Genomic DNA, 21,150 nt, shown 5'->3' on the forward strand with positions numbered 1-21,150 from the left:
GCGATACGCCATAATCTTGAGATGCCCATGGATCTACGTCACCGCAACAACGTCAATGTCATGGGCAACGGGACCTCGACCCTGGTGTTCTCCCACGGTTTCGGCTGCAACCAGGCCATGTGGAACGACTTGGCGCCACCGTTTCTAGAGCACTTTCGCGTAGTGCTCTATGACTTGGTGGGCGCGGGCCTGTCGGACCTGAGCGCGTTCGACAAGACCAAGTACGGCACGCTGGACGGCTACGCCCACGACTTGAACGAGATTATCGCCGCCTATGCCCAAGGCCCGGTGATTCTGGTCGGGCACTCGGTCAGTGCGATGATCGGCACCCTCGCCGACCGCCTGGCGCCAGGGCGTATCGCGGCCCATGTGATGATCGGCCCGTCGCCGCGCTATATCGATACGGACGGTTACGTGGGCGGTTTCAAGCGCAGCGATATCGATGAGCTGCTCGACACCCTCGACAGTAACTACCTGGGCTGGTCCAGCGCCATGGCCCCGGTGATCATGGGCGCGCCGGGGCAACCGGCACTCAGCGACACCCTGGCCGACAGCTTTTGCCGCACCGAGCCGGATATCGCCAAGCACTTCGCACGGGTGACGTTTACCTCGGACAACCGCCAGGACGTGATCGGCCTGACCACCCCGGTGTTGATCCTGCAATCGAGCGACGACCTGATCGCCCCGGTGGCAGTGGGCAAGTACCTGCACAGCGTGATGCCCAACAGCACGTACTGCCTGGTGGACAACGTCGGCCACTGCCCGCATATGAGCGCCCCCCAAGCGTGCGCGGCGGCCATGCAGGGTTTCCTGGCGCCGTGGACGGCCACCCGTGCCGGCTGAATTATTCGACAGCGCCGCGTGTGCCCTGGCCGTTACCGGCGAAGACGGCACGATCCTCAAGGCCAATGCGCGGTTCGGCGATTGGCTGGGGTTCAGTATTGCCGAGCTGTGCACGCGCAGGTTCCAGGACCTGCTGACCATGGGTGGGCGAATTTTCCACCAGACCCATCTGGCCCCTATGCTGCGCATGCACGGCAGCGTCACCGAAGTGAAACTGGACATCCTGCACCGCGATGGCCACAAGGTGACTGTGCTGCTCAACGGCAATAAACGCCAGCAGGCCGATGAGGTGGTCTACGACCTGGCGCTGTTCGGCACCACCGACCGCGACAAATACGAACGCGAACTGCTGAACGCCCGCAACCTGGCCGAAGCGCTGCTGCAGGAAAAAACCTCCACCGAGCTGGCCTTGCAGAATACCCAGGCGGAGCTGAAGCAGGCCTACGCTATCTCCCAGCGACGTGCGGTGTTCGCCGAACAGATGATGGCGATCGTCAGCCACGACCTGAAAAACCCGCTGACCGCCATTCGCATGGCCTCGGACTTTCTCAGCCGCAACGAGCGCACCGCCAAGGAGCGCCAACTGTTGGGGCATATCGGCCAATCCTCGGAACGCGCCCAGCGCATGATCGCCGACCTGCTGGATTTCACCCAGGCGCGGGTCGGCCAAGGCATCGTGATCAAAGCCGCACCACTGGACCTGCACAACGTGATTCATCGCGCGGTGGATGAACTGCGTGTGGCCTTCCCCAAGGCCACCCTGGTGCATTGCACCGAAGGCGCTGGCGAGACGTGCCTGGACGCCGACCGCGTGCAGCAGATCATCGGCAACCTGGTGGCCAACAGCGTGGCCTATGGCGATCTACAGCAGCCCATCACCATCACCTCGCGCCTGGACAATGGTGCAGGCGCGGTATCCGTGCATAACCACGGCGCGCCGATCCCTCAAGCCTTGCTGGCCGGGCTGTTCGAACCCATGACCCGCGGCACCGACCAAGGCAGCGATGTGCGCAGCGTAGGCTTGGGTTTGTACATCGTGCGCGAATTGGCCAAGGTGCATGGCGGCGATGTGACGGTAAATTCCTGCGCGACCGCCGGCACTGAGTTTACGGTGACGTTTCAGAACACGTAGGCGTTGCCCTGCATGACCGGCTCGACACTGCCGGTCAAAACCACTGCGCCTCGCCCGTCCCAATCGACGCTGACCGTGCCGCCATCGCATTGCACCTGCACTCTGCTGTCCAGCAAACCACGGCGGATACCATTGACCACTGCCGCACAACAACACGTTCCCGAGCCCAACGGCACGCCGCCGCCGCGCTCCCAGATACGCAGGCGGATGTGGCCACGGTTGAGCACCTGGACGAAATGTACGTTGGTTCCCGCCGGGAATAATGGATGCTGCTCCAGCTCCGGGCCCGTAACGGCCGGGTCGACGGCGAGGATATCCGCCACGAAAAACGTGCAATGCGGGTTGCCCATGCTGCACGCCGCCGGGCGCCCTTCGAGCGGTAAGTCAAGGGTGTCCAGGGCTTCGGCCAACGGTACCGCTGCCCACTCCAGCGATGGCGGCCCCATGCTTACCGACACCCGCCGCCCTGCCTCACGGGTGCAAGTGAGCAAGCCGCGATCGGTCCGCAGCACAATCGAGTCACTCCCGGCTTCATGCATCAAACGGTCGGCCACCCCTCGCGTCGCACTGCCGCAGGCTTGCAAGGCCGTGCCATTGGCATTCCAGAATTTGACGCGTGCGGCGGCGTCATCGCAGTCCAGCACCACGGCCAGTTGATTGAAGCCGATGCCGGTATGACGATTGCCCAGACGCCGAGCGATCTGAGCGGTAATGGGGTCGTCCAGACCCCGACGGTCGATGATGATGAAGTCATCACCCAGGGCGTGCATTTTCACGAAAGGTAGAGTCACGGGCTGTCCTGAGGTCGACCGCAGAGGGAACCTGAGGATACCCTGAAGCCGCACCCTGGCCTATCGAAGGACCGAACCATGCTTATTGTCTTCAGCGGATTGCCCGGCACCGGCAAGACCACCCTGGCCTATGAACTGGCGCGGCGGCTCAACGCGGTTTACCTGCGGATCGATGTGATCGAGCAGGCCATTCGCGATGCCGGGGTGCTGGCGGGCGATGTGGGCAGCAGCGGTTACGGTGTGGCCAATGCCGTGGCGTTGAGCAATCTGCGCTTGGGCCATTGTGTGATCGCAGACGGTGTCAACCCCGTGCGGGAAAGCCGCGCCTCTTGGCAAACGGTGGCCCTGGCGGCGGGCGTGGAGTTAGTGGACGTAGAGGTGATTTGCTCTGACCGACAAGAACATCAACGCCGGGTTGAATGCCGTACGGGGGATATCCCCGGCCTGACGCCACCCACCTGGCGGTCGGTGATGGCCCATGAGTACGAAGCCTGGGCGCAGGCGCCATTGAGCGTCGACACGGCGAACCTATCGGCAGCCGAGGCGGTTGAAAGGCTGCTCGCTCATCTGGGGCGATAAGTGGAATCGCGCTGGTGTTTTTGGGGCTGCTGCGCCACCCAGCGCGGGGCAAGTCCGCTCACCCCATAAAGCCACCCTAAGCACGCTTTTGCCGTGAGCTTTTAGGTGGTGAGCGGGCTTGTGGAATCGTCGCACCGCCCGCGCTAGGGCGCGAAGCAGCCCTGTATCAAAGCACGCTGCCCATCGCCTTCATCAGCACCGGGTCGCGCCCGTAGATATCCGGCGCGTACACCAGCCCGCCTTGACGATCCACTTCCACGGTCCAGTAACTCAACAGCACCGGCACGGGAGTGGCCAGGCGGAATTCGTGGGTCACGCCGGTGGCCAGCAGTTCGTCGGTGCGAGCGCGCTCGGCAGGACTGACCAGCAGGTCGCGCAGCAGCAACGGTTGTTCAACCCGCACGCAGCCGGAGCTGAACGCGCGCGGGCCCTTGGTGAACAGCGGCTGGCTGGGGGTGTCGTGCAGGTACACCGAGTAGGGATTGGGAAAGCGCATCACGATTTTGCCCAGCGGATTGCGCGGGCCGGCTTCCTGGCGCAGCAAGATATTGCCGGGGCGCGCCCAGTCGATTTGTTCCGGCGCCAGCGGGTGGCCTTCGGCATCGAGCACTTGCAGGTTCTGCTGGCGCAGGTATTCGGGGTTGAGGCGAATGGCCGGGAGCTTGTCCTCGCGCATGATGGTGGGCGGGATGGTCCACGTAGGGTTGAGGGTCAGGCGGGTGATGCGCGACTTGAGCAACGGTGTCTGGCGCTCGGCGCGCCCCACTTGCAGACGGGTTTGCCATACGGGAATGCCGCTCTGGTACACGCTCAGTTGCGCGGCGGCGACGTTGACCAGCACGCCTTCGGGTTCCAGGTCCTGGGCCAGCCAGCGGAAGCGTTCGAGGTTGATGCGCAACTGCTCGCGCCGTACCGCCGGGCTGATATTGAGTTCGGCCACCGTGCCGGCGCCGATCACGCCATCGGCCTGCAATGAATGGCTGAGCTGAAAGGCTTTGACCGCGTCTACCAGTTCCGCGCGGTACTGCTTGCCGCCTCCCTTGGGTTCAGCGGCCAGGTAGCCGCCACTAAAGAGACGCCGTGCCAGCTCCGGTACTCGCGCGTCTTCCATGCCAGGGCGCAACAACGGGCCGCTGCCCACCGGGTCCCAATGGGGCAAGGGTTGCTGACGCACGCTGGCGTAGGCATTGCGCAGGCTGCGGTAGAGGTCGGCGCTGGGGCGCGCCTGGTCGAAGGCTTGCGCCATGTCGTGCAGGCCCAATGCAGCGAAGGCCAACACCTCGGCATTCGGATCGCCGCTCGGCGGCTGCGCGTGCCACAGCGGCTCGAAGCGCGATTGCTGCAAGCGCCCGTAGTGCAAATCCTGCAGGGCTTGCAGATAGTGGCGGCTGCTGTCGATATCGCTGCACAGCACGTTGGCCGTGGCATCTACGGTTGGCAGGCTATAGTGGGAAGGGTCCAGGCCGTCATCGGCGAGCAATTGCAGTTGGGCATGCAAGGCTTGGCGACGGGCTTCGTCGGACCACAACGCGACATCGCCCTGCTGCTGATAAAAGGCTTGCAGACGCAGTTGCGCGGCGGCGTCGATCTGCGGCGCCAGGCCAGGGCAGACACTGGGCAACTGCGCCAGCGCCTGTTGCACGGGGGCCAGGTCGATCGGCGCCGGCGTGGTCACCGGCAAGGGTTCAACGGGCAGCGCTTCGGCCGTGGCGACCAGTGGTGCAACGAGCAAGCAAATGCTCAAGTAACATGCGTGTTTTTTGAACAATGCCTTAGCTCCAATCCACAGTGGGGGAAGTACTGTAGATGCTGACTTTTATGTGCCGCCTCGGCCTGATCACCGCAAGCCTGGCTGTGTTGAGTACATCTGTGCTCGCCGCCGACGGCAACGTTCCTTCCTTGTATAGCAGCCTGGCGCGCTCGGCTCCAGAACTCAATCCCACTGTGCTCAAAAGCGCCCTGAACGCCGTGCAATGTGCGGTCAATAATGGCGAAGAACGTTCCGAGCGCCTGGCTGTGATCGATTATTCCCAACCTTCGACCGCCCGTCGCCTGTGGATCTTCGACCTGCGCAAGAAAACCCTGCTGCTGCGCGACTTGGTGGCCCACGGCGCCAAGTCCGGGGAAAACTTCGCTACGCAGTTCTCCAACCTTGAAGGCAGCCATCAATCCAGCCTGGGCCTGTTCCGCACCCAGGAGAGTTACCTGGGCACCCACGGCTATTCGCTGCGCATGGATGGCCTGGAGCCAGGCTTCAATGACTCAGCCCGCGACCGCGCCATTGTGATTCATGCCGCCGACTACGTCAGCCCGCTGTGGAGCAAGCGCGAAGGCCGTATCGGTCGCAGCCAGGGTTGCCCGGCCGTCCGCCCGCAAGTGGCGCGTCAAGTGGTGGACAAGCTCAAGGACGGGCAGTTCATGTTTTCGTGGTATCCCGACCAGCGCTGGTTGAAGTCCTCGACCTACCTCAATTGCAAACCCCAGCAGGTGGCCAGTAGTCGTACAATCCGTGGCGGTTAGCCTGTCCCCACCGATTAAAGAGAGCACTCAATGCTTCTACATAAGTCCACCTGGATCGAGATCGAGCAGTTTCTACAGCGCAGCCGCACGGTGGTGGTGCCCATCGGTTCCAACGAGCAACACGGCCCCACCGGCCTGCTGGGCACCGACTGGATGTGCCCGGAAATCATCGCCCATGAAGCGCAACGGCATGCCGATCTGCTGATAGGCCCCACGTTCAATATCGGTATGGCCCAGCACCACCTGGGGTTTCCCGGCACCATCTCGCTGCGCCCTTCCACTTTTATCGCTGCGATTGGCGACTGGGTGCGTTCGCTGGCCGGGCATGGTTTCGAGAAGATCCTGTTCTTGAACGGCCATGGCGGCAATATCGCCACCATCGAGGCAGCCTTTTCCGAGCTGTACGCTGAAGCCAGCTTTGCGCGGCGCCCGGCCGGGTTCGCGCTGAAACTGGTGAACTGGTGGGATCTGGAGGGCGTCAATGAGCTGGCCCAGCGTCAGTTCCCGGTCGGCCATGGCAGCCACGCCACACCGTCGGAAATTGCGGTGACGCAATGGGCCTATCCGGACGCAATCAAAACGGCCGACTACTCGCCACAAATTGCCAACACCGGGCCAATCCGCGAAGCCCTGGACTTCCGGGCGCGCTTCCCCGATGGCCGCATGGGCTCGGACCCGGCGTTGGCGACGGTGGAAAAAGGTGGGGAGTTGGTGGCGTTGGCTGCTCAGGGGCTGATTAAAACGGTGGGCCACTTCGCTGACGAAGCCAAACCGTAAATCACCTTTGGTGAGAGGGGCAAAGCCCCTCTCATCGCCGTCATCGGGTTATTGGCATTCCTTGGCCGCTATCTCCAGCCGCGACGGGGTAATGGTCGATGCCAGCGGCTTGCGCTCATACAAAAACACCTTGGCGCCCTCCCCGGCTTTGTAGGCTTCCAGCACGTCGTCGGCAGCAATCTTGCTGGTCAACACCACTTTGACGTGACGGGAATTTTGCGTGACCGTGGAGGAGATGCCGTGTTTTTCCAGCTTGGGCAGCACGCATTGCACATAGCTTTCAGGCGCCTTGGTGGTCTGCAAGGTCAAGCTCGGGGTGTTGGGTGCGGAAACGCATCCGGCCAGTAACACAGAAGCGAAGGCCGTGGCCGGTACGAAAAAAGAGCGCATGAAAAAATCCTGACAATAACAATAAAAGTTCATATCAACCCGCACGAATCAGGGCCTTGAGCGACGCGTCGAACTGCTTCAGGGCATCGAGCTGCACATCGCGCTGCTGTTCGATCTGCGCGGCAATCTCCGGTGCAGCCTTGTCACGCACCCACACCGACGGCACTTGCCGCTGCACCGAGCCTTCGGCTTTGGCGATGTATTGCAGGTTGGCGTCATAGAACCGCGCCACAAACCGCGCTTGGACCTGGTCATTGCGCGGTGTGAGCAACTGATTATGGGTGTCGAGCATCACCACCACATCGGGATGGGCTTGTACCAAGGCGTCCAGAGTGTCGTAAACGGTGACCGAGACAAAACTGCCCTGCAGCGAATGCATCAACCAGTCCATAGCCAGCTCCGGGTCGGAACTGTTAACGAACGCCGCACGGATGCGTGAGTCGAGGGCATCCTTGGCGCCATTCAAGGCCATGTCGTGGTAGCGTTCAAGGTAGCTGAGGTTGTCGCGGGTGTAGTCGCTCAGCAAAACACCCACCGACTGCGTAGGCTGCAGAGAGTCTACGCTAGCAACGATCGGTAGCAAATGGCCTGTACGCAGATCGCCGGCGATTGCCGCGTTGTTGAGCAAGGCAGTGCCGAGCATCAGCAACATTGAACACAGTTGAATTAAAGTCCTCATCGCGCATTTCCCTGAACGGCGTGTCGATGGGGCAATTTTGCGCTTATGCGGCAAAAACAGAACTTGCGTTACGTGATGGTGACTATTATCTGAACCGATAGTGCACCGATAAAACTATAAGGACTATTCCATGAAGCCCCACCAGAAAACCTTCGACCGCATCCGCGAAGCCGTCCTGCCGGAGTTTCGCGACCGGGTCGCCGATTACCTGGCCGAGTACGAGCAGGTGCTGCAGGATAAGACGGTGGACGCCGACCGGTTCCAGGCCAGCGCCCACCAACTGCGCGGTTATCTGCGCGGTTTGAACACCACGCGGGTGCTGGGCATGGCCGATTGGGAAGACCTCGACCGGCGTGCCGCGCAATTGACCGAACCGGCTACAGCGCCGGACGTTGCTGATTGACCCACGCCTGTACCGATGGGCGTTGCCATTGGCGCTGCGCATAGGCCACCAGCTCGGCAGGCATCGGGTCACCGTTGAGGATCAAGCGGTTGAGCATCACTGCCAGGTCTACATCGGCAATCGACCACTGGCCGAATAGATAATCCGGATTACCCGCCAGCAGCGCCTGGGCCGCCGCGATCAGTTTGACCGCGGCCGCTTCGGCCACCGGCGACAACGGCGGCATCTTCTGCCCGCAAAACACCACCAGCGTCGAGCGCTCCTGGCGAATCGGCAGTAAATCGCTGCGCAACCATGCCTGCACTTGGCGCGCCTTGGCCCGCTGCTTTGGGTCAGTCGGGTACACCGGCGTATGCGGGTAGACCTGATCCAGATACTCCGTGATCGCGGAAGACTCCGATAATGCAAAGTCCCCCTCAACCAGGGTCGGCACCCGTTGCGTCAGCGACAACCGGGTGTAATCGGCTGCCTGGTTCTGCGCAGCGTCCAGGTCCACGGGAATGGTGTCAAAAGCCAGGCCTTTTTCCCGCAGGGTGACGAATACCGACATGGCATACGGACTGGTGTAGAGCGAATCGACGTATAGACGCAGCGGTTCGTGGTGCATGGCGATCTCCTTGAAATAAAGCCCACGCTACGAGATCGGCGACGATAAAGACAATGCAGGCTTTTTATGGGGGCATTCCCGGCAGGAATAGCACTTAGCCGGCAAAACCTCCTGCGTCCAGAAACGTCTGTTCCTCCGCGGTAGTGACCCGCGCCAACACGGCATTGCGATGGGGGAAACGCCCAAAGCGCTCGATGATGCGCGCGTGTTCCTTGGCCCAGTGATAGGTGCTCGCGTCCAGGTGCTGGTTGAGGTCCAGGGAGCGTTGCTGGTCGGCAGGGTCTTCGGAGTGTTCAAACGGCAAGTAGCAGAATGCCCGCAGGGCCGGCTCGACCTGCTGATCCAGGCCGGCGTCGAGCAGACGCTCTGCATATAGCCGTGCCAGCGGGTCGGTGGCGAACATATGCGCCGTGCCGCGAAAGGCATTGCGCGGGAATTGATCGAGCAGAATCAGCAAGGCCAGCGCACCTTCCGCCGAATCGAGCCAGCCCTCCAGCTCGCGACGGGCGGCTTGCAGATGGGTCGCATAGAACCTGTCGCGGAATGTGGCATCGAAGGCTGCGCTCTTGGCGAACCAGCGTTTGGGGCCCGCGGTTTTCCAAAAATCAACAACGCTTTGGGGAGTATGGCTGGCTGTAGCGTCATGCAGGGTCACGGTGGCGGCCTCCAATGAAGGTTGAGCGAATACCGCAGAAGGTATCAGAAGCAGGACGCTGCGCACCTGAATGTTATAGGATAACACTCCGTCTATCTCTAGCCTGCGACCCTCGCCCATGACCGACGCTCCTCCCCTGCGCCAACGCCTGCTCTCCATCGACGCCCTACGCGGCTTGGTGATTCTGTTTATGTTGCTCGACCATGTACGCGAGACCTTCTTACTACACCGCCAGGTCGGCGACCCCATGAACATCGACAGCACTGAGCCGGCGCTGTTTATCAGCCGTACCCTCGCCCACCTGTGCGCGCCGGTGTTTGTGTTACTGACCGGGCTGTCGGCGTGGTTGTACGGTCAGAAGTACCAGGGACGGCGCGACGTGTCCGCGTTTCTGTTCAAGCGCGGGCTGTTTCTGGTGGCGTTGGAATTCACCTTGGTCAACTTCGCCTGGACCTTCCAACTGCCGCCCAGCGTGATCTACCTGCAGGTGATCTGGGCGATCGGCGTAAGCATGCTCGCCCTGGCCGCGCTGGTGTGGTTGCCGCGCCCATTGTTGATTGTGTTCGCGCTGCTGCTTATCGCCGGGCACAACCTGCTCGATGGTGTGCACTTCGCGCCAGGGTCGGCGCTGCAAACCCTATGGTCGATTCTGCATGAGCGCAGTTGGATCGATGTCAGCGACAACCTGCGCCTGCGCGTCACCTACCCGGTGTTGCCGTGGATCGGTGTGATTGCCCTGGGTTACGGCCTGGGACCGTGGTTTGCCAATGCCACGCCGCCCGGCACCCGTCAGCGTTATCTGCTACTGGCGGGCGTGAGCGCGCTGGTGGGGTTTGTGGTGTTGCGCACCATTAACGGCTACGGCGAAAAGCCGTGGCAGGCGTATGACGCAGGCGTGCAAACGATGATGAGTTTTTTCAATGTGACCAAGTATCCGCCTTCACTGTTGTTTCTGGCGTTGACCCTGGGCATGGGTCTGCTGCTGTTACTGGCATTTGAACGCGCCGGGCCTCGACGCTGGATCGGGGTGTTGGCGGTGATGGGTTCGGTGCCGATGTTCTTTTACCTGCTGCATCTTTATGTGCTGAAGGTGCTGTATATCGCCTGTGTTGCGCTGTTCGGCCTCAACCATGGCAACTACTTCGGCTTCGACTCTGTGGGTGCAGTGTGGCTGCTGGCGTTGATGTTGCCCCTGGCGCTCTACCCGCCCGTGCACTGGTTCGCCAGGCTCAAGGATCGCCGCCGCGACCTGGCCTGGCTTAAGTACCTTTGAGCTTAAGTACCTTTGATCTGACACAAATCTGGGCGGGGGCAAGCCCCCTCCCCATTCAAGCCAACTCGGCACGCAATTGGCGGGCGGCGGCGACCATATGAATCAACGCCGCCTCCGTCTCCGCCCAACCCCGCGTTTTCAAGCCGCAATCGGGGTTGACCCACAGCCGCTCGGCGGGTATGCGCCGGGCCGCCTTGCGCAACAGGTTGGCCATCTCCGAAGCATCCGGCACGCGGGGCGAGTGGATGTCATACACGCCCGGGCCAATCTCGTTGGGATAATCGAAGGCTTCGAAGGCTTCCAGCAGTTCCATGTCCGAACGTGAGGTTTCGATGGTAATCACATCGGCATCCATGGCCGCGATGGACTCGATCACGTCGTTGAACTCGCTGTAGCACATGTGCGTGTGGATCTGGGTTTCATCGCGCACGCCAGCGGCACATAGGCGGAACGCTTCGGTGGCCCAGTCCAGGTAGGACTGCCACTGCGCCTGACGCAACGGCAAGCCTTCGCGGAACGCCGCTTCGTCAATCTGCACGATGCGGATGCCCGCGGCTTCCAGGTCCAGCACTTCATCGCCAATCGCCAGGGCCAGTTGCCGAGCCTGCGCTTCGCGGCTCACGTCTTCGCGCGGGAATGACCACATCAGCATGGTCACCGGGCCGGTCAACATGCCTTTCATTACCTTGCGGGTCAGGCCCTGGGCGTAGCGGATCCACTCGACGGTCATGGCGTGCGGACGGCTCAGATCGCCGACAATCACCGCCGGTTTCACGCAACGCGAACCATAGCTCTGCACCCAGCCAAAACGGGTGAACGCATAGCCATCCAGCTGCTCGGCAAAATACTCAACCATGTCGTTACGTTCGGCTTCGCCGTGTACCAGCACGTCCAGCCCGAGGTGTTCCTGCACCTCGACGGCGTGACGAATCTCACTGTGCATGGCTTCGACGTATTCGGCTTCACTCAACTTGCCTTGCTTGTAGGACTGACGCGCCAGGCGAATCGACGCGGTCTGCGGGAATGAACCGATGGTGGTCGTGGGAAACAGCGGTAGATTCAGGCCGGCGCGCTGTTGCTCGATACGCTGGGCAAACGGCGACTGGCGCTGGCTGTCCCTGGCGGTGATGGCCGCCACGCGCGCCTGCACCGCCGGTTTATGGATACGTGGCGACGCCGCGCGAGCGGCCTGCACGGCGCGGCTTTCCGCGAGCGCGGCGCGTACGTTGGCGGCGTCGGGTTGGTCGACTGCCTGGGCCAGCACGGCCACTTCGGCGCATTTCTGTACCGCAAATGCCAGCCAACTTTTCAGCTCGGCATCAAGTTGGTCTTCACGGCCAAGGTCCACCGGGCTGTGCAGCAACGAGCACGACGGCGCCACCCATAACCGATCGCCAAGGCGTTCGTGGGCGTGCTGCAACGTTGCCAGGGTTTTTTCCAAGTCGCAGCGCCAGACGTTGCGGCCGTTGACCACGCCAAGGGACAACACTTTGTAAGCCGGCAAACGGTCGAGGATGGTCGGGTATTGCTCCGGCGCACGCACCAGGTCGATGTGCAGGCCGTCCACCGGCAGGTTGGCGGCCAGGCCGAGGTTTTCTTCCAGGCCACCGAAGTAGGTGGCGAGCAGTTTTTTCAGCGGGTCGCGCTGGATTTGGTTGTAAGCGCGTTCGAAAGCGTTTTTCCACGCCTGCGGTAGGTCGAGCACCAGGATCGGTTCGTCGATCTGTACCCACTCCACCCCCAACTCGGCCAGGCGCTGGAAGATCTGGCCGTACAGCGGCAACAGACGGTCAAGTAAATCGAGCTTGTTGAATTCGCCGCCCTTGGCTTTGCCCAGCCACAGGTAAGTCAGCGGACCAATGATCACTGGCTTGACGCTGTGGCCCAGCTCGCGGGCTTCCTTGACCTCATCGAACAACTGATCCCAGCCAAGGTGGAAGTGCTGGTCGGCGCTGAACTCAGGCACCAGGTAGTGGTAGTTGGTGTCGAACCACTTGGTCATTTCCTGGGCGTGGGCACCGCCGCAGCAACTGTCGCTGACACCCCGGGCCATGGCGAACAGGGTATGCAGCGTGGCCTGGCCATCGGCTGGGCGAAAGCGCTCGGGGATCACGCCGAACATCAGCGAGTGGGTCAGCACCTGGTCGTACCAGGCAAAATCGCCGGCCGGCAACAGCTCGATGCCCGCCTGTTTCTGCACATCCCAATGGGCCTTGCGCAGGTCGCGGCCAACGGCAAGCAGGCCGGCTTCGTCGAGTTCGCCCTTCCAGAATGCTTCCTGGGCTTTTTTCAATTCACGATCGCGTCCAATGCGTGGAAACCCGAGGGTATGTGCGACTGCCATGACGTGCAACTCCAATGCCGTAAGTAATGGCAGGCATTGTCGGCAGACACTGATCGTGAAACAAACTCATTTTATTCTAGATGATCACGAATATAGCTCATGATCAGATGCTGGCCACTAACAACGCAGCAAGCCTTCCTTAAGCCCTACCGCCATCACCTCTTGCGCCGAAACATTGAGCCACGCCTCCACGCCTGGCTCGCCAACCGAGGCCAACCAACGCCCGACCATCTGATACCCCAACGAATACCCCAACCACCGAGGCTTGTCGCCAGTGCCGAAAAACCAGGCGCTATGGTCGTAATACCGCGCCTCAAGTTCACCCATCGGCACAGGCGCGGTTTGCAGCGCTTCAATGCTGAACGTCCGCTCCCAGGGTTCCGCTGCGCTGCCCAACAGATGCGCCACGAACTGTCCCGCCAGCCCTTCGCTGACCAGCGCTTCTCCCAATGTCCAGCCGTAGCCGGGACCGGCCATGCGCAGGCAGTGATGCACCTCATGCACAATGTGACGTTGCAGCGCGCCGTTGTGGAGGCTGTCGGCAAAGTGCGGGTTGTCGGGGTCCAGGGTCATGGAGAACATCGTGCTGCGGTAGGCCCGTCCGACCAGACCCAGCTCGGCAAGGGTTTCGCCGGGCAGACGCTGGATCAGTACGTCGAGTCGCGGCGGCGGCATCCAGCCAGCAATCGCGCGGTAAGCACTTTCGAATGCCGCGCTCACCTCGCGGCGACACTCGGCCAAGGGGCCCGAGGCCTCCAGCCAGTGCAGTGTCCATGCATCCATTCTCACCTCTCGTCGTCCTGCATCGGTTCCATCATCGAAGGGGGCCATCATACTGACGGCCTGTCATATTGGCAGGCCAGATTAAACGGGGGCGGCAAAATCCGCCCACTAACCTTTCGATCTGTTCCAAGTGCGGGCACAATGCGTGTCCTTTTTTGGCAGGCACCGCCGCAGGCTCTGAAAAATGATCAAAACGCCGTACTACCTCATCGATAAACAGAAGCTTCTGGTCAACATGCAGAAGATCGCCTACGTGCGCGAGCAGTCCGGCGCCAAGGCGCTGTTGGCGCTCAAGTGCTTTGCGACCTGGTCGGTGTTCGACCTGATGCAGCAATACATGGACGGCACCACGTCGTCGTCGCTGTATGAGTTGAAGCTCGGCCGCCAGAAGTTCGAAGGTGAGGCGCACGCCTACAGCGTGGCCTGGGCCGACGATGAAATCGAAGAGATGCTGGAGAACTGCGACAAGATCATCTTCAACTCCATCAGCCAGTTGCAGCGTTTTGCCGAACGTTCCGAAGGCAAGACCCGCGGCCTGCGAGTCAACCCGCAGGTGAGCAGCTCCGACTACCTGCTGGCCGACCCGGCGCGTCCGTTCAGCCGCCTGGGCGAATGGGACCCGGTGAAGATCGAAGGCGTGATCGAGCAGATCAGCGGCTTCATGTTCCACAACAACTGTGAGAACGGCGATTTCAGCCTGTTCGACAAGATGCTCGGCACCATCGAAGAACGCTTCGGCGCGCTGCTGCACAAGGTCAAGTGGGTCAGCCTCGGCGGCGGCATCCACTTCACCGGCGAAGGCTATGCGCTGGACGCATTCTGCGCACGCTTGAAGGCGTTCTCCGAGAAGTACGGCGTGCAGGTCTACCTGGAACCGGGTGAAGCGGCGATCACCAACAGCGCCTCCCTGGAAGTCACCGTGCTCGACACCCTCTACAACGGCAAACACCTCGCCGTCGTGGACAGCTCCATCGAAGCCCACCTGCTGGACCTGCTGATCTACCGCCTCAACGCCAAGCTGGCGCCAAGCGAAGGCGAACACACCTACATGGTGTGCGGCAAATCCTGCCTGGCCGGGGATATCTTCGGCGAATATCAATTCGATCGTCCGCTGGCCATCGGCGATCGGCTGTCGTTCATCGACACCGCGGGCTACACCATGGTCAAGAAAAACTGGTTCAACGGCCTGAAAATGCCGTCCATCGTAGTGAAACAACTCGACGGTACAGTCGAGGTGGTTCGTGAATTTGGTTACGACGACTACCTGTCCAGCCTTTCGTAAGCTGGCGGATAAAGGAGAGATAAAGCAATTGAAAAAGAACGTTCTTATCATTGGTGCAGGAGGTGTCGCCAAGGTGGTGGCCCACAAGTGCGCGCAGCACAACGACGAACTCGGTCGTATTGCTATCGCGTCGCGCAACATCTCCAAATGCCAGGCCATCATCGACAGCGTCAAGGCCAAGGGTAGCCTTAAGGTTCCCGCCGATATCCAAGCCTTCGCGCTGAACGCCCTGGACGTGGAAGCGACCAAGGCCCTGATCCGCGAGACCGAATCGCAGATCGTCATCAACGTCGGTTCCGCGTTCCTCAACATGTCGGTCCTGCGTGCCTGCATCGACACAGGCGTAGCGTACCTCGACACCGCCATCCACGAAGAGCCGGGCAAGGTCTGCGAGACCCCGCCGTGGTACGGCAACTACGAATGGAACCACCTGCAAGAGTGCCAACAGAAGAACATCACCGCCATTCTCGGCGTGGGCTTCGACCCGGGTGTCGTCAACGCGTATGCCGCGCTGGCGCAGCAACAGCATTTCGACCGCATTGATTCGATCGACATCCTCGACGTCAATGCCGGCTCCCATGGCAAATACTTCGCCACCAATTTCGACCCGGAAATCAACTTCCGCGAATTCACCGGACAGGTGTGGAGCTGGCAGAACAGCCAGTGGACCAGCAACACCATGTTCGAAGTCAAACGCACCGACGACCTGCCTGTGGTCGGTTCGCAGAATCTGTACCTGACCGGCCACGATGAAGTGCACTCGCTGTCGAAAAACCTCGACGTGCCCAACGTGCGTTTCTGGATGAGCTTCGGCGAGCACTACATCAACGTGTTCACCGTGCTGAACAACCTCGGCCTGCTCTCCGAAAAACCGGTCACCACCGCCGAAGGCCTGGAAGTAGTGCCGTTGAAGGTGGTCAAGGCCGTGCTGCCCGACCCGTCTTCGCTCGCCCCTGGCTACACCGGCAAGACCTGCATCGGCGACCTGGTCAAAGGCACCAAGGACGGCCAGCCGCGTGAGGTCTTCATCTACAACATCGCCGACCACGAAGAAGCCTTCGCCGAAACCGACAGCCAGGGCATCTCCTACACCGCCGGGGTACCACCGGTAGCCGCCGCGCTGCTGGTAGCCCGTGGCGAATGGGACGTGCAACGCATGGCCAACGTCGAGGAACTGCCGGCCGAACCGTTCCTGAAAGCACTGGATGTGATGGGCTTGCCGACTCGGATCAAAGACGAGCACGGTGATCGGGCCTGGGATGCAATGGCCTGATAGGCGATAGCGGACCGAACGCAATGTGGGAGGGGGCTTGCCCCCGATAGCGGTGGGATCAGCAAAGATGGGTTGGCTGACACACTGCCATCGGGGGCAAGCCCCCTCCCACCTTTGATAATCATTGCCTGGTCTGGATCATACGGCGTACTCAGCCAGGGCAGAAAATCACTCACTGAGTCCTTAACTGACAGGCTTTAGGACAAGCCCTCTCCCGCATCTGCCTTGCCGGTTATTCCAGGTTCCGCGCCGAATTACTCAATGCCCGCGAACACTGCAACAGCGCAGGCGCCAACTGCCGCTCCGCGTCCGCCCTGCTCCATCGACTGGTCGGCGCCACCACATGCACCGCTGCTACCGGGCGGCCATTGGCACCCAACACGGGCGCGCCGATGGTCATGTCGCCGAGGAACAACTCCTGGGTATTCACCGCGTACCCCTGCTCCCTCACCTGTTCCAGCGACGCCATGATCGCGGCCACATCCGTCAACGTATGGCTGGTGTGTGCAATACGCTGGCTATGCTCGATCAAGCCCAACGCCTCCTGCGCCGGCAGCGCGCTCAAATACGCCCTCCCCGACGCCGTGCAATACATCGGCACCCGCGAGCCGATCGGCATATGCACCGGCACAAAGCCTGAACTGACGAAGCGTGCGATGTAGGTCATGTCGTAGCCTGCCGGTTCGGTCAAGCACGAGGTTTCGCCGGTCAGCCGCGTCAACTCGGATAGAAACGGGTTGGCCACCTCAATCAATGAATGCGCATCCAGGTAACTGAAGCCCAGTTCCAATACCCGTGGGGTGAGTTGGTAATGCCGGGTGCGGGAGTGTTTCCGAAGGTAACCCAAGCTTTCGAGGGTAAACACCATGCGTTGGGCCGAGCTTTTGGTCATCCCGGCCGCCTCGGCCACCTCTGCGAGGCTCATGCTACGGCGCTGGGCGCTGAATGCCTTAAGCACCGACAGGCCTTTTTCCAGGGATTGGTTGTGCAAGCTGTTGCGTTCTTCGGACATGGCGAACTCACGGTCAGGTCAATCAGGCGTGGGCTATTTCTACCTGAAAATACGAAAACAGACCATTAAATATCGCATATCGATACGAATGGTTCATTTTGTCGATTTTATACAGCGCTATGCGATTTATTAGTATCGAAATGGCACAGAGCTTGCGGTTCATCGGCAGCCGCTTGCGCTACTGACTTTCCGTTTTCTTCTGGAGTAACCCGATGAACAGTCTTTCGCCCTTGTTCCGCCGTCTCGTCGTTGGTCTTTGCGTCGCACTGTGCGTCACCACGGCGCACGCTGAAAGTGCAACCACGTACAAAGTCGGTGCGACCGCCAGTGGTTCGCCGTTCACCTTCCTCGACATCAAGAGCAACAGCATCCAGGGGGTGATGGTCGATGTGGCCGAGGCTGTCGGCAAGGCCGGCGGCTTTACCAGCCAGATCGAGCAGACCAACTTCGCTGCGCTGATTCCCTCCCTCACCGCCGGCAAGCTCGACTTCATTTCCGCCGGCATGCTCAAGACCGCAGAGCGCAGCAAGGTGGTGGATTTCAGCGCGCCGGTGTACGCCTACGGTGAGGGCCTGATCGTCAACGCCGACGACAACACCGCCTACCCGGACCTGCAGCCGTTGAAAGACCAAGTGGTCGGCGTGCAAGCCGGCACGGTGTTCTATGACCAATTGAACAAGCTCGGGATCTTCAAGGAGATCCGCACCTATGACTCTATCGGCGAGATGGTCCGCGACCTGTCCCTTGGCCGCATCAAGGCTGCGGTGGGCGATCAACCGGTGGTGGCCTATCAGATCCGTCAGAAGCTGTTCAAAGGCGTGAAACTGGCTCCCGACTATCAGCCTACGAACGTCGGCGAAGTGTGCCTGGTGGTACGCAAAGGCGATGCACAAACCCTTGAACGTTTGAACAGCGCCATCGCCAGCATCCGGGCGGACGGCACCCTGGACAGCATCCTCAAGAAGTGGGGGCTCGACACCCAGGTGCGCCCATGAGCCCGGCCGAATTCCTGCAAAACGCCCAAGACTTCTTGCCGATTTTGCTGCAAGGCGCCTGGGTGACGATCCAGATCACCGTGCTGTCGTTCCTGCTCAGCAGTGCCATCGGCCTGGTGCTGGCGTTGCTCAAGCTGTCGCCGATCCGTGCGCTGTCATGGACGGCGAGCACCATCATCAACGTGATCCGGGGCCTGCCGATCATCGTGCAGTTGTTCTACATCTACTTCGTGCTGCCGGACATGGGCGTGCACCTGACGGCGTTCTACGCCGGCGTGATCGGCATGGGCATCGCCTACTCGGCGTACCAGGCGGAGAACTTCCGCACCGGCATCATCGCCGTCGAACAGGGCCAGCGTGAAGCCGCCGAAGCACTGGGCATGCGTTCAGCGCTGATGATGCGCCGGGTGATCCTACCCCAGGCGTTTCGCATCGCACTGCCGCCTTATGGCAACACCCTGGTGATGATGCTCAAGGACTCGTCACTGGTGTCCACCATCACCGTGGCCGAAATGACCCGCCAGGGTCAGCTGATCGCCTCGTCCACGTTCCAGAACATGACCGTCTACACCCTGGTCGCCCTGCTCTACCTGCTGATGAGCCTGCCGCTGGTGTACGGCCTGCGCCGTATGGAACAGCACTTGAGCCGGAGGAAAAAAGCATGATCGAGATTCGCCAACTGCAAAAACACTACGGCAGCCATCGCGTGTTGCACGGCGTCGACCTGGATGTGGCCAAGGGCGAAGTGGTTTGCTTGATCGGCCCGTCGGGCTCGGGCAAATCCACCCTGCTGCGCTGCATCAACGCGCTGGAAGCCTACGATGGCGGCGTGATCACAGTGTTCGGCGAAACCGTGCAACGGGGCAGCAAAACCGTGCACGCCTTGCGTAGCCGCATGGGCATGGTGTTCCAGCGCTTCAACCTGTTCCCCCACCGCACAGTGCTGGAAAACGTTATGGAAGGCCCGCTGTATGTGAAGGGCGAACCGCCGCAGCAAGTGCGCGAAGAAGCGCTGGTATTGCTGGAAAAAGTCGGCCTGAGCGCCAAGGCAGATGCTTACCCGGAACAGCTTTCCGGCGGCCAGCAGCAACGCGTAGCCATCGCCCGCGCTCTGGCGATGAAACCCGACGCGATGCTGTTCGATGAACCCACCTCGGCCCTCGATCCGGAGCTGGTCGGCGACGTGCTCGCGGTAATGCGCACCCTCGCCGACGAAGGCATGACCATGATCGTGGTCACCCACGAGATGGGTTTTGCCCGCGAAGTGGCCGACCGCGTGTGCTTTCTGCATGGCGGTTACATCGTTGAAAGCGGCCCGGCCGAAGAGGTGTTGGGCAATCCGCAACACGCACGCACCCAGGACTTCCTACGCCGCGTGCTGCACCCCACCGGTAACACGCGGAGCCTGTCATGAAGTCATTGTGGTCGGCGACGGCGCCGTCGGTTGTGCCGACGCCTGCGTTGAGCGAATCGGTGAAGGTGGATGTGGCGATTGTCGGTGCCGGCTACACCGGCCTGTCGACGGCCCTGCATTTGGCCGAGCGCGGGGTCAGCGTGTGTGTGCTGGAGGCTCACGAGCCGGGCTGGGGCGCTTCGGGGCGCAATGGTGGGCAGGTCAACCCGACGCTCAAATACGACCCGGAGCAATTGGTACAGATGTACGGGCCGGAACGGGCCGAGCCATTGATTTCGACGGTGTCGAATTCGGCGGACCTGGTATTCAATTTGATCAAGCGCCATAGCATCGATTGCGCACCGGTGCGTAAAGGCTGGATGCAAGTGTCGTACACCGATAAAGGCGTGGCCGGCCTGCACGCGCGAGCAGATCAGTGGGCCCGCCGGGGGGTGCCGGTGCAACCGCTGGATGCCGCGGCGGTGACCGCGCGCATGGGCAGTCAGGCCTTCGCCGGCGGCTGGTTGGATGGCCGCGCCGGGGCGATTCAGCCGTTGGCATACGCCCGTGGCTTGGTGGGCGCGGCATTGGCGGCCGGTGCACGGATTCACGGCCAAAGTGCGGTGACCGGGTTACAGCGCAGCGGCGCAGGTTGGCTATTAAAGACGGCCGGCGGTGCCCATGTGACCGCCGATCAAGTGGTACTCGCGACCAATGGCTACAGCGGCAACCTGTGGCCGGGCATGGCCCAGAGCATTCTGGCGGCGAACAGCTTCATCGTCGCCACCAAGCCCCTCAGCGGTCGCACGGCCGATTCCATTTTGCCGGGGCAGGAAACCGTCTCCACCGCGCAACGCCTGCTGCTGTATTGGCGCAAAGACAGCCATGGGCGCTTGTTGATGGGCGGGCGCGGGTTGTTCAACGACCCCACCTCGCCCACGGATTTCGCGCACCTGGAACGCTCCCTGGCGCTGCTGTTTCCGCAATTGGGTCCGCTGGAGTTCGAGTACCGCTGGGCTGGTCGGATCGCAATCACGCGGGATTTTATGCCCCACGTACATGAACCGGCACCCGGGCTGACCTTGGCGCTGGGTTGCAATGGACGCGGTATCGCCTTGTGTACCAGCCTGGGCCAGCAACTGGCCGGGCGATTGTGTGACCGCCAGGCGCAGTTCGCCTACCCGGTGACGCCGCTGCAACGCTTGCCGATGCATGGGCTGCAACGCTTCTACATCGGTGCGGGGGTGGCGTGGTACAGCTTGTTGGATCGGCTCAATATCAGCTGAATCCGATTTCCAAACGCATTGAGAACGGTCATTTCTCATAGGTCGCTCGGTCTGCAAAACCCGCTAGGCTTAAGCCTGGACTGGCTGAATGGCGGGTTTTGCGGTCCATCAATCCTGTGGGAAAAACACGCTC

22 protein-coding genes are annotated in these 21,150 nt (G+C 61.4%); 13 read left to right on the forward strand and 9 right to left on the reverse strand.

Translation table 11 applies throughout. The annotated features are described in order from the left end of the window. Window positions 1–27 precede the first annotated feature (27 nt). Both ABX75_RS09755 and ABX75_RS09760 read left to right on the forward strand, forming a co-directional pair. On the forward strand, window positions 28–843 hold the full coding sequence (locus tag ABX75_RS09755; protein ID WP_047881837.1) for an alpha/beta fold hydrolase: 816 nt from the start codon (window positions 28–30) through the stop codon (window positions 841–843). Further along, a complete protein-coding gene (locus ABX75_RS09760) occupies window positions 833–1,975 on the forward strand; it encodes a PAS domain-containing sensor histidine kinase (RefSeq protein ID WP_047881838.1) in 1,143 nt (380 codons plus the stop codon). The genes ABX75_RS09755 and ABX75_RS09760 overlap by 11 nt, the downstream gene beginning before the upstream one ends. Here the strand turns inward: ABX75_RS09760 and dapF are convergent. After that, the gene (gene dapF, locus ABX75_RS09765; RefSeq protein WP_047881839.1) at window positions 1,963–2,766 is read right to left on the reverse strand and encodes a diaminopimelate epimerase; all 804 of its coding nucleotides are present in this window, start codon (window positions 2,764–2,766) and stop codon (window positions 1,963–1,965) included. The genes ABX75_RS09760 and dapF overlap by 13 nt on opposite strands. A 78-nt stretch (window positions 2,767–2,844) precedes the next feature. On the opposite strand from dapF, the gene ABX75_RS09770 reads away from it, so the two are divergent. Next, window positions 2,845–3,345 (forward strand): AAA family ATPase, encoded by a 501-nt coding sequence (locus ABX75_RS09770; RefSeq protein ID WP_047881840.1) that lies wholly within the window; start codon window positions 2,845–2,847, stop codon window positions 3,343–3,345. A gap of 166 nt (window positions 3,346–3,511) precedes the next feature. Here the strand turns inward: ABX75_RS09770 and ABX75_RS09775 are convergent, their stop codons facing one another. Further along, window positions 3,512–5,113, reverse strand: a complete 1,602-nt coding sequence (locus tag ABX75_RS09775) for a murein L,D-transpeptidase (RefSeq protein WP_034098530.1) — start codon at window positions 5,111–5,113, stop codon at window positions 3,512–3,514. Between the two features lie 38 nt (window positions 5,114–5,151). Here ABX75_RS09775 and ABX75_RS09780 point away from each other — a divergent pair, with 38 nt between their 5' ends. Both ABX75_RS09780 and ABX75_RS09785 read left to right on the forward strand, forming a co-directional pair. Next, window positions 5,152–5,865, forward strand: coding sequence for a murein L,D-transpeptidase catalytic domain family protein (locus ABX75_RS09780; protein ID WP_034098532.1), 714 nt, complete (start codon window positions 5,152–5,154; stop codon window positions 5,863–5,865). Window positions 5,866–5,895: 30 nt separating this feature from the next. After that, complete coding sequence (locus ABX75_RS09785; RefSeq protein ID WP_034098534.1) at window positions 5,896–6,642, forward strand: creatininase family protein; 747 nt, start codon at window positions 5,896–5,898, stop codon at window positions 6,640–6,642. 48 nt (window positions 6,643–6,690) lie between these two features. On the opposite strand, the gene ABX75_RS09790 is transcribed toward ABX75_RS09785, so the two are convergent. Next, the gene (locus tag ABX75_RS09790) at window positions 6,691–7,032 is read right to left on the reverse strand and encodes a hypothetical protein (protein WP_034098536.1); all 342 of its coding nucleotides are present in this window, start codon (window positions 7,030–7,032) and stop codon (window positions 6,691–6,693) included. 34 nt (window positions 7,033–7,066) lie between these two features. Next, complete coding sequence (locus ABX75_RS09795) at window positions 7,067–7,711, reverse strand: hypothetical protein (protein ID WP_040268640.1); 645 nt, start codon at window positions 7,709–7,711, stop codon at window positions 7,067–7,069. A gap of 130 nt (window positions 7,712–7,841) precedes the next feature. Here ABX75_RS09795 and ABX75_RS09800 point away from each other — a divergent pair, with 130 nt between their 5' ends. Beyond that, the gene (locus tag ABX75_RS09800; RefSeq protein ID WP_034098540.1) at window positions 7,842–8,114 is read left to right on the forward strand and encodes a hypothetical protein; all 273 of its coding nucleotides are present in this window, start codon (window positions 7,842–7,844) and stop codon (window positions 8,112–8,114) included. On the opposite strand, the gene yfcF is transcribed toward ABX75_RS09800, so the two are convergent. After that, window positions 8,089–8,721, reverse strand: a complete 633-nt coding sequence (gene yfcF, locus ABX75_RS09805) for a glutathione transferase (RefSeq protein ID WP_047881841.1) — start codon at window positions 8,719–8,721, stop codon at window positions 8,089–8,091. The two genes, ABX75_RS09800 and yfcF, sit on opposite strands and share 26 nt — an antisense overlap. A 94-nt stretch (window positions 8,722–8,815) precedes the next feature. Then, window positions 8,816–9,376 carry a DUF924 family protein gene (locus ABX75_RS09810; protein ID WP_047881884.1) on the reverse strand — a complete coding sequence of 187 codons (561 nt, stop codon included), beginning with the start codon at window positions 9,374–9,376 and terminating at the stop codon, window positions 8,816–8,818. 118 nt (window positions 9,377–9,494) lie between these two features. Between ABX75_RS09810 and ABX75_RS09815 the strand changes: the two genes are divergently transcribed. After that, on the forward strand, window positions 9,495–10,649 hold the full coding sequence (locus tag ABX75_RS09815) for a DUF1624 domain-containing protein (protein WP_047881842.1): 1,155 nt from the start codon (window positions 9,495–9,497) through the stop codon (window positions 10,647–10,649). Between the two features lie 55 nt (window positions 10,650–10,704). Here ABX75_RS09815 and metE read toward each other — a convergent pair whose 3' ends face one another. Together metE and ABX75_RS09825 are read right to left on the reverse strand one after the other, a co-directional pair. Then, entirely contained in the window at window positions 10,705–12,993 is a 2,289-nt protein-coding gene (gene metE / locus ABX75_RS09820) for a 5-methyltetrahydropteroyltriglutamate--homocysteine S-methyltransferase (RefSeq protein WP_047881843.1), read from the reverse strand. A 117-nt stretch (window positions 12,994–13,110) separates the two neighbouring features. Beyond that, complete coding sequence (locus tag ABX75_RS09825) at window positions 13,111–13,776, reverse strand: DUF2268 domain-containing putative Zn-dependent protease (protein WP_034098547.1); 666 nt, start codon at window positions 13,774–13,776, stop codon at window positions 13,111–13,113. Window positions 13,777–13,960: 184 nt separating this feature from the next. Between ABX75_RS09825 and ABX75_RS09830 the strand changes: the two genes are divergently transcribed. Both ABX75_RS09830 and ABX75_RS09835 read left to right on the forward strand, forming a co-directional pair. Continuing rightward, window positions 13,961–15,058, forward strand: coding sequence for a carboxynorspermidine decarboxylase (locus tag ABX75_RS09830; RefSeq protein WP_034098549.1), 1,098 nt, complete (start codon window positions 13,961–13,963; stop codon window positions 15,056–15,058). A gap of 28 nt (window positions 15,059–15,086) precedes the next feature. Further along, on the forward strand, window positions 15,087–16,331 hold the full coding sequence (locus tag ABX75_RS09835) for a saccharopine dehydrogenase family protein (protein ID WP_047881844.1): 1,245 nt from the start codon (window positions 15,087–15,089) through the stop codon (window positions 16,329–16,331). A 232-nt stretch (window positions 16,332–16,563) separates the two neighbouring features. Here the strand turns inward: ABX75_RS09835 and ABX75_RS09840 are convergent, their stop codons facing one another. Continuing rightward, window positions 16,564–17,343, reverse strand: coding sequence for an IclR family transcriptional regulator (locus ABX75_RS09840; protein WP_034098552.1), 780 nt, complete (start codon window positions 17,341–17,343; stop codon window positions 16,564–16,566). Between the two features lie 212 nt (window positions 17,344–17,555). Here ABX75_RS09840 and ABX75_RS09845 point away from each other — a divergent pair, with 212 nt between their 5' ends. From ABX75_RS09845 to ABX75_RS09860, 4 genes are read left to right on the forward strand one after another with little or no spacing between them, the layout of a single operon-like run. After that, window positions 17,556–18,338 (forward strand): ABC transporter substrate-binding protein, encoded by a 783-nt coding sequence (locus ABX75_RS09845; RefSeq protein ID WP_034098554.1) that lies wholly within the window; start codon window positions 17,556–17,558, stop codon window positions 18,336–18,338. Continuing rightward, window positions 18,335–19,003, forward strand: a complete 669-nt coding sequence (locus ABX75_RS09850; RefSeq protein ID WP_034098556.1) for an amino acid ABC transporter permease — start codon at window positions 18,335–18,337, stop codon at window positions 19,001–19,003. Before ABX75_RS09845 ends, ABX75_RS09850 begins: the two co-directional genes overlap by 4 nt. After that, window positions 19,000–19,752 carry an amino acid ABC transporter ATP-binding protein gene (locus ABX75_RS09855; protein ID WP_034098558.1) on the forward strand — a complete coding sequence of 251 codons (753 nt, stop codon included), beginning with the start codon at window positions 19,000–19,002 and terminating at the stop codon, window positions 19,750–19,752. Before ABX75_RS09850 ends, ABX75_RS09855 begins: the two co-directional genes overlap by 4 nt. After that, window positions 19,749–21,017, forward strand: coding sequence for an FAD-binding oxidoreductase (locus ABX75_RS09860; protein ID WP_034098561.1), 1,269 nt, complete (start codon window positions 19,749–19,751; stop codon window positions 21,015–21,017). Before ABX75_RS09855 ends, ABX75_RS09860 begins: the two co-directional genes overlap by 4 nt. Window positions 21,018–21,150 lie beyond the last annotated feature (133 nt).

The organism is Pseudomonas sp. ARP3, from assembly GCF_001029595.1.
GTDB lineage: Bacteria > Pseudomonadota > Gammaproteobacteria > Pseudomonadales > Pseudomonadaceae > Aquipseudomonas > Aquipseudomonas rhodesiae.

Excerpts from the sequence above, each read along its gene's own strand:
- ABX75_RS09840 (WP_034098552.1), bottom strand. The coding sequence starts at position 17,343 with ATGTCCGAAGAACGCAACAGCTTGCACAACCAATCCCTGGAAAAAGGC.
- ABX75_RS09860 (WP_034098561.1), top strand. The coding sequence starts at position 19,749 with ATGAAGTCATTGTGGTCGGCGACGGCGCCGTCGGTTGTGCCGACGCCT.
- ABX75_RS09815 (WP_047881842.1), top strand. The coding sequence starts at position 9,495 with ATGACCGACGCTCCTCCCCTGCGCCAACGCCTGCTCTCCATCGACGCC.
- ABX75_RS09845 (WP_034098554.1), top strand. The coding sequence starts at position 17,556 with ATGAACAGTCTTTCGCCCTTGTTCCGCCGTCTCGTCGTTGGTCTTTGC.
- ABX75_RS09825 (WP_034098547.1), bottom strand. The coding sequence starts at position 13,776 with ATGGATGCATGGACACTGCACTGGCTGGAGGCCTCGGGCCCCTTGGCC.
- ABX75_RS09790 (WP_034098536.1), bottom strand. The coding sequence starts at position 7,032 with ATGCGCTCTTTTTTCGTACCGGCCACGGCCTTCGCTTCTGTGTTACTG.
- ABX75_RS09780 (WP_034098532.1), top strand. The coding sequence starts at position 5,152 with ATGCTGACTTTTATGTGCCGCCTCGGCCTGATCACCGCAAGCCTGGCT.
- ABX75_RS09755 (WP_047881837.1), top strand. The coding sequence starts at position 28 with ATGGATCTACGTCACCGCAACAACGTCAATGTCATGGGCAACGGGACC.
- ABX75_RS09850 (WP_034098556.1), top strand. The coding sequence starts at position 18,335 with ATGAGCCCGGCCGAATTCCTGCAAAACGCCCAAGACTTCTTGCCGATT.
- yfcF (WP_047881841.1), bottom strand. The coding sequence starts at position 8,721 with ATGCACCACGAACCGCTGCGTCTATACGTCGATTCGCTCTACACCAGT.
- ABX75_RS09795 (WP_040268640.1), bottom strand. The coding sequence starts at position 7,711 with ATGAGGACTTTAATTCAACTGTGTTCAATGTTGCTGATGCTCGGCACT.
- ABX75_RS09770 (WP_047881840.1), top strand. The coding sequence starts at position 2,845 with ATGCTTATTGTCTTCAGCGGATTGCCCGGCACCGGCAAGACCACCCTG.
- metE (WP_047881843.1), bottom strand. The coding sequence starts at position 12,993 with ATGGCAGTCGCACATACCCTCGGGTTTCCACGCATTGGACGCGATCGT.
- ABX75_RS09830 (WP_034098549.1), top strand. The coding sequence starts at position 13,961 with ATGATCAAAACGCCGTACTACCTCATCGATAAACAGAAGCTTCTGGTC.
- ABX75_RS09855 (WP_034098558.1), top strand. The coding sequence starts at position 19,000 with ATGATCGAGATTCGCCAACTGCAAAAACACTACGGCAGCCATCGCGTG.
- ABX75_RS09800 (WP_034098540.1), top strand. The coding sequence starts at position 7,842 with ATGAAGCCCCACCAGAAAACCTTCGACCGCATCCGCGAAGCCGTCCTG.
- ABX75_RS09785 (WP_034098534.1), top strand. The coding sequence starts at position 5,896 with ATGCTTCTACATAAGTCCACCTGGATCGAGATCGAGCAGTTTCTACAG.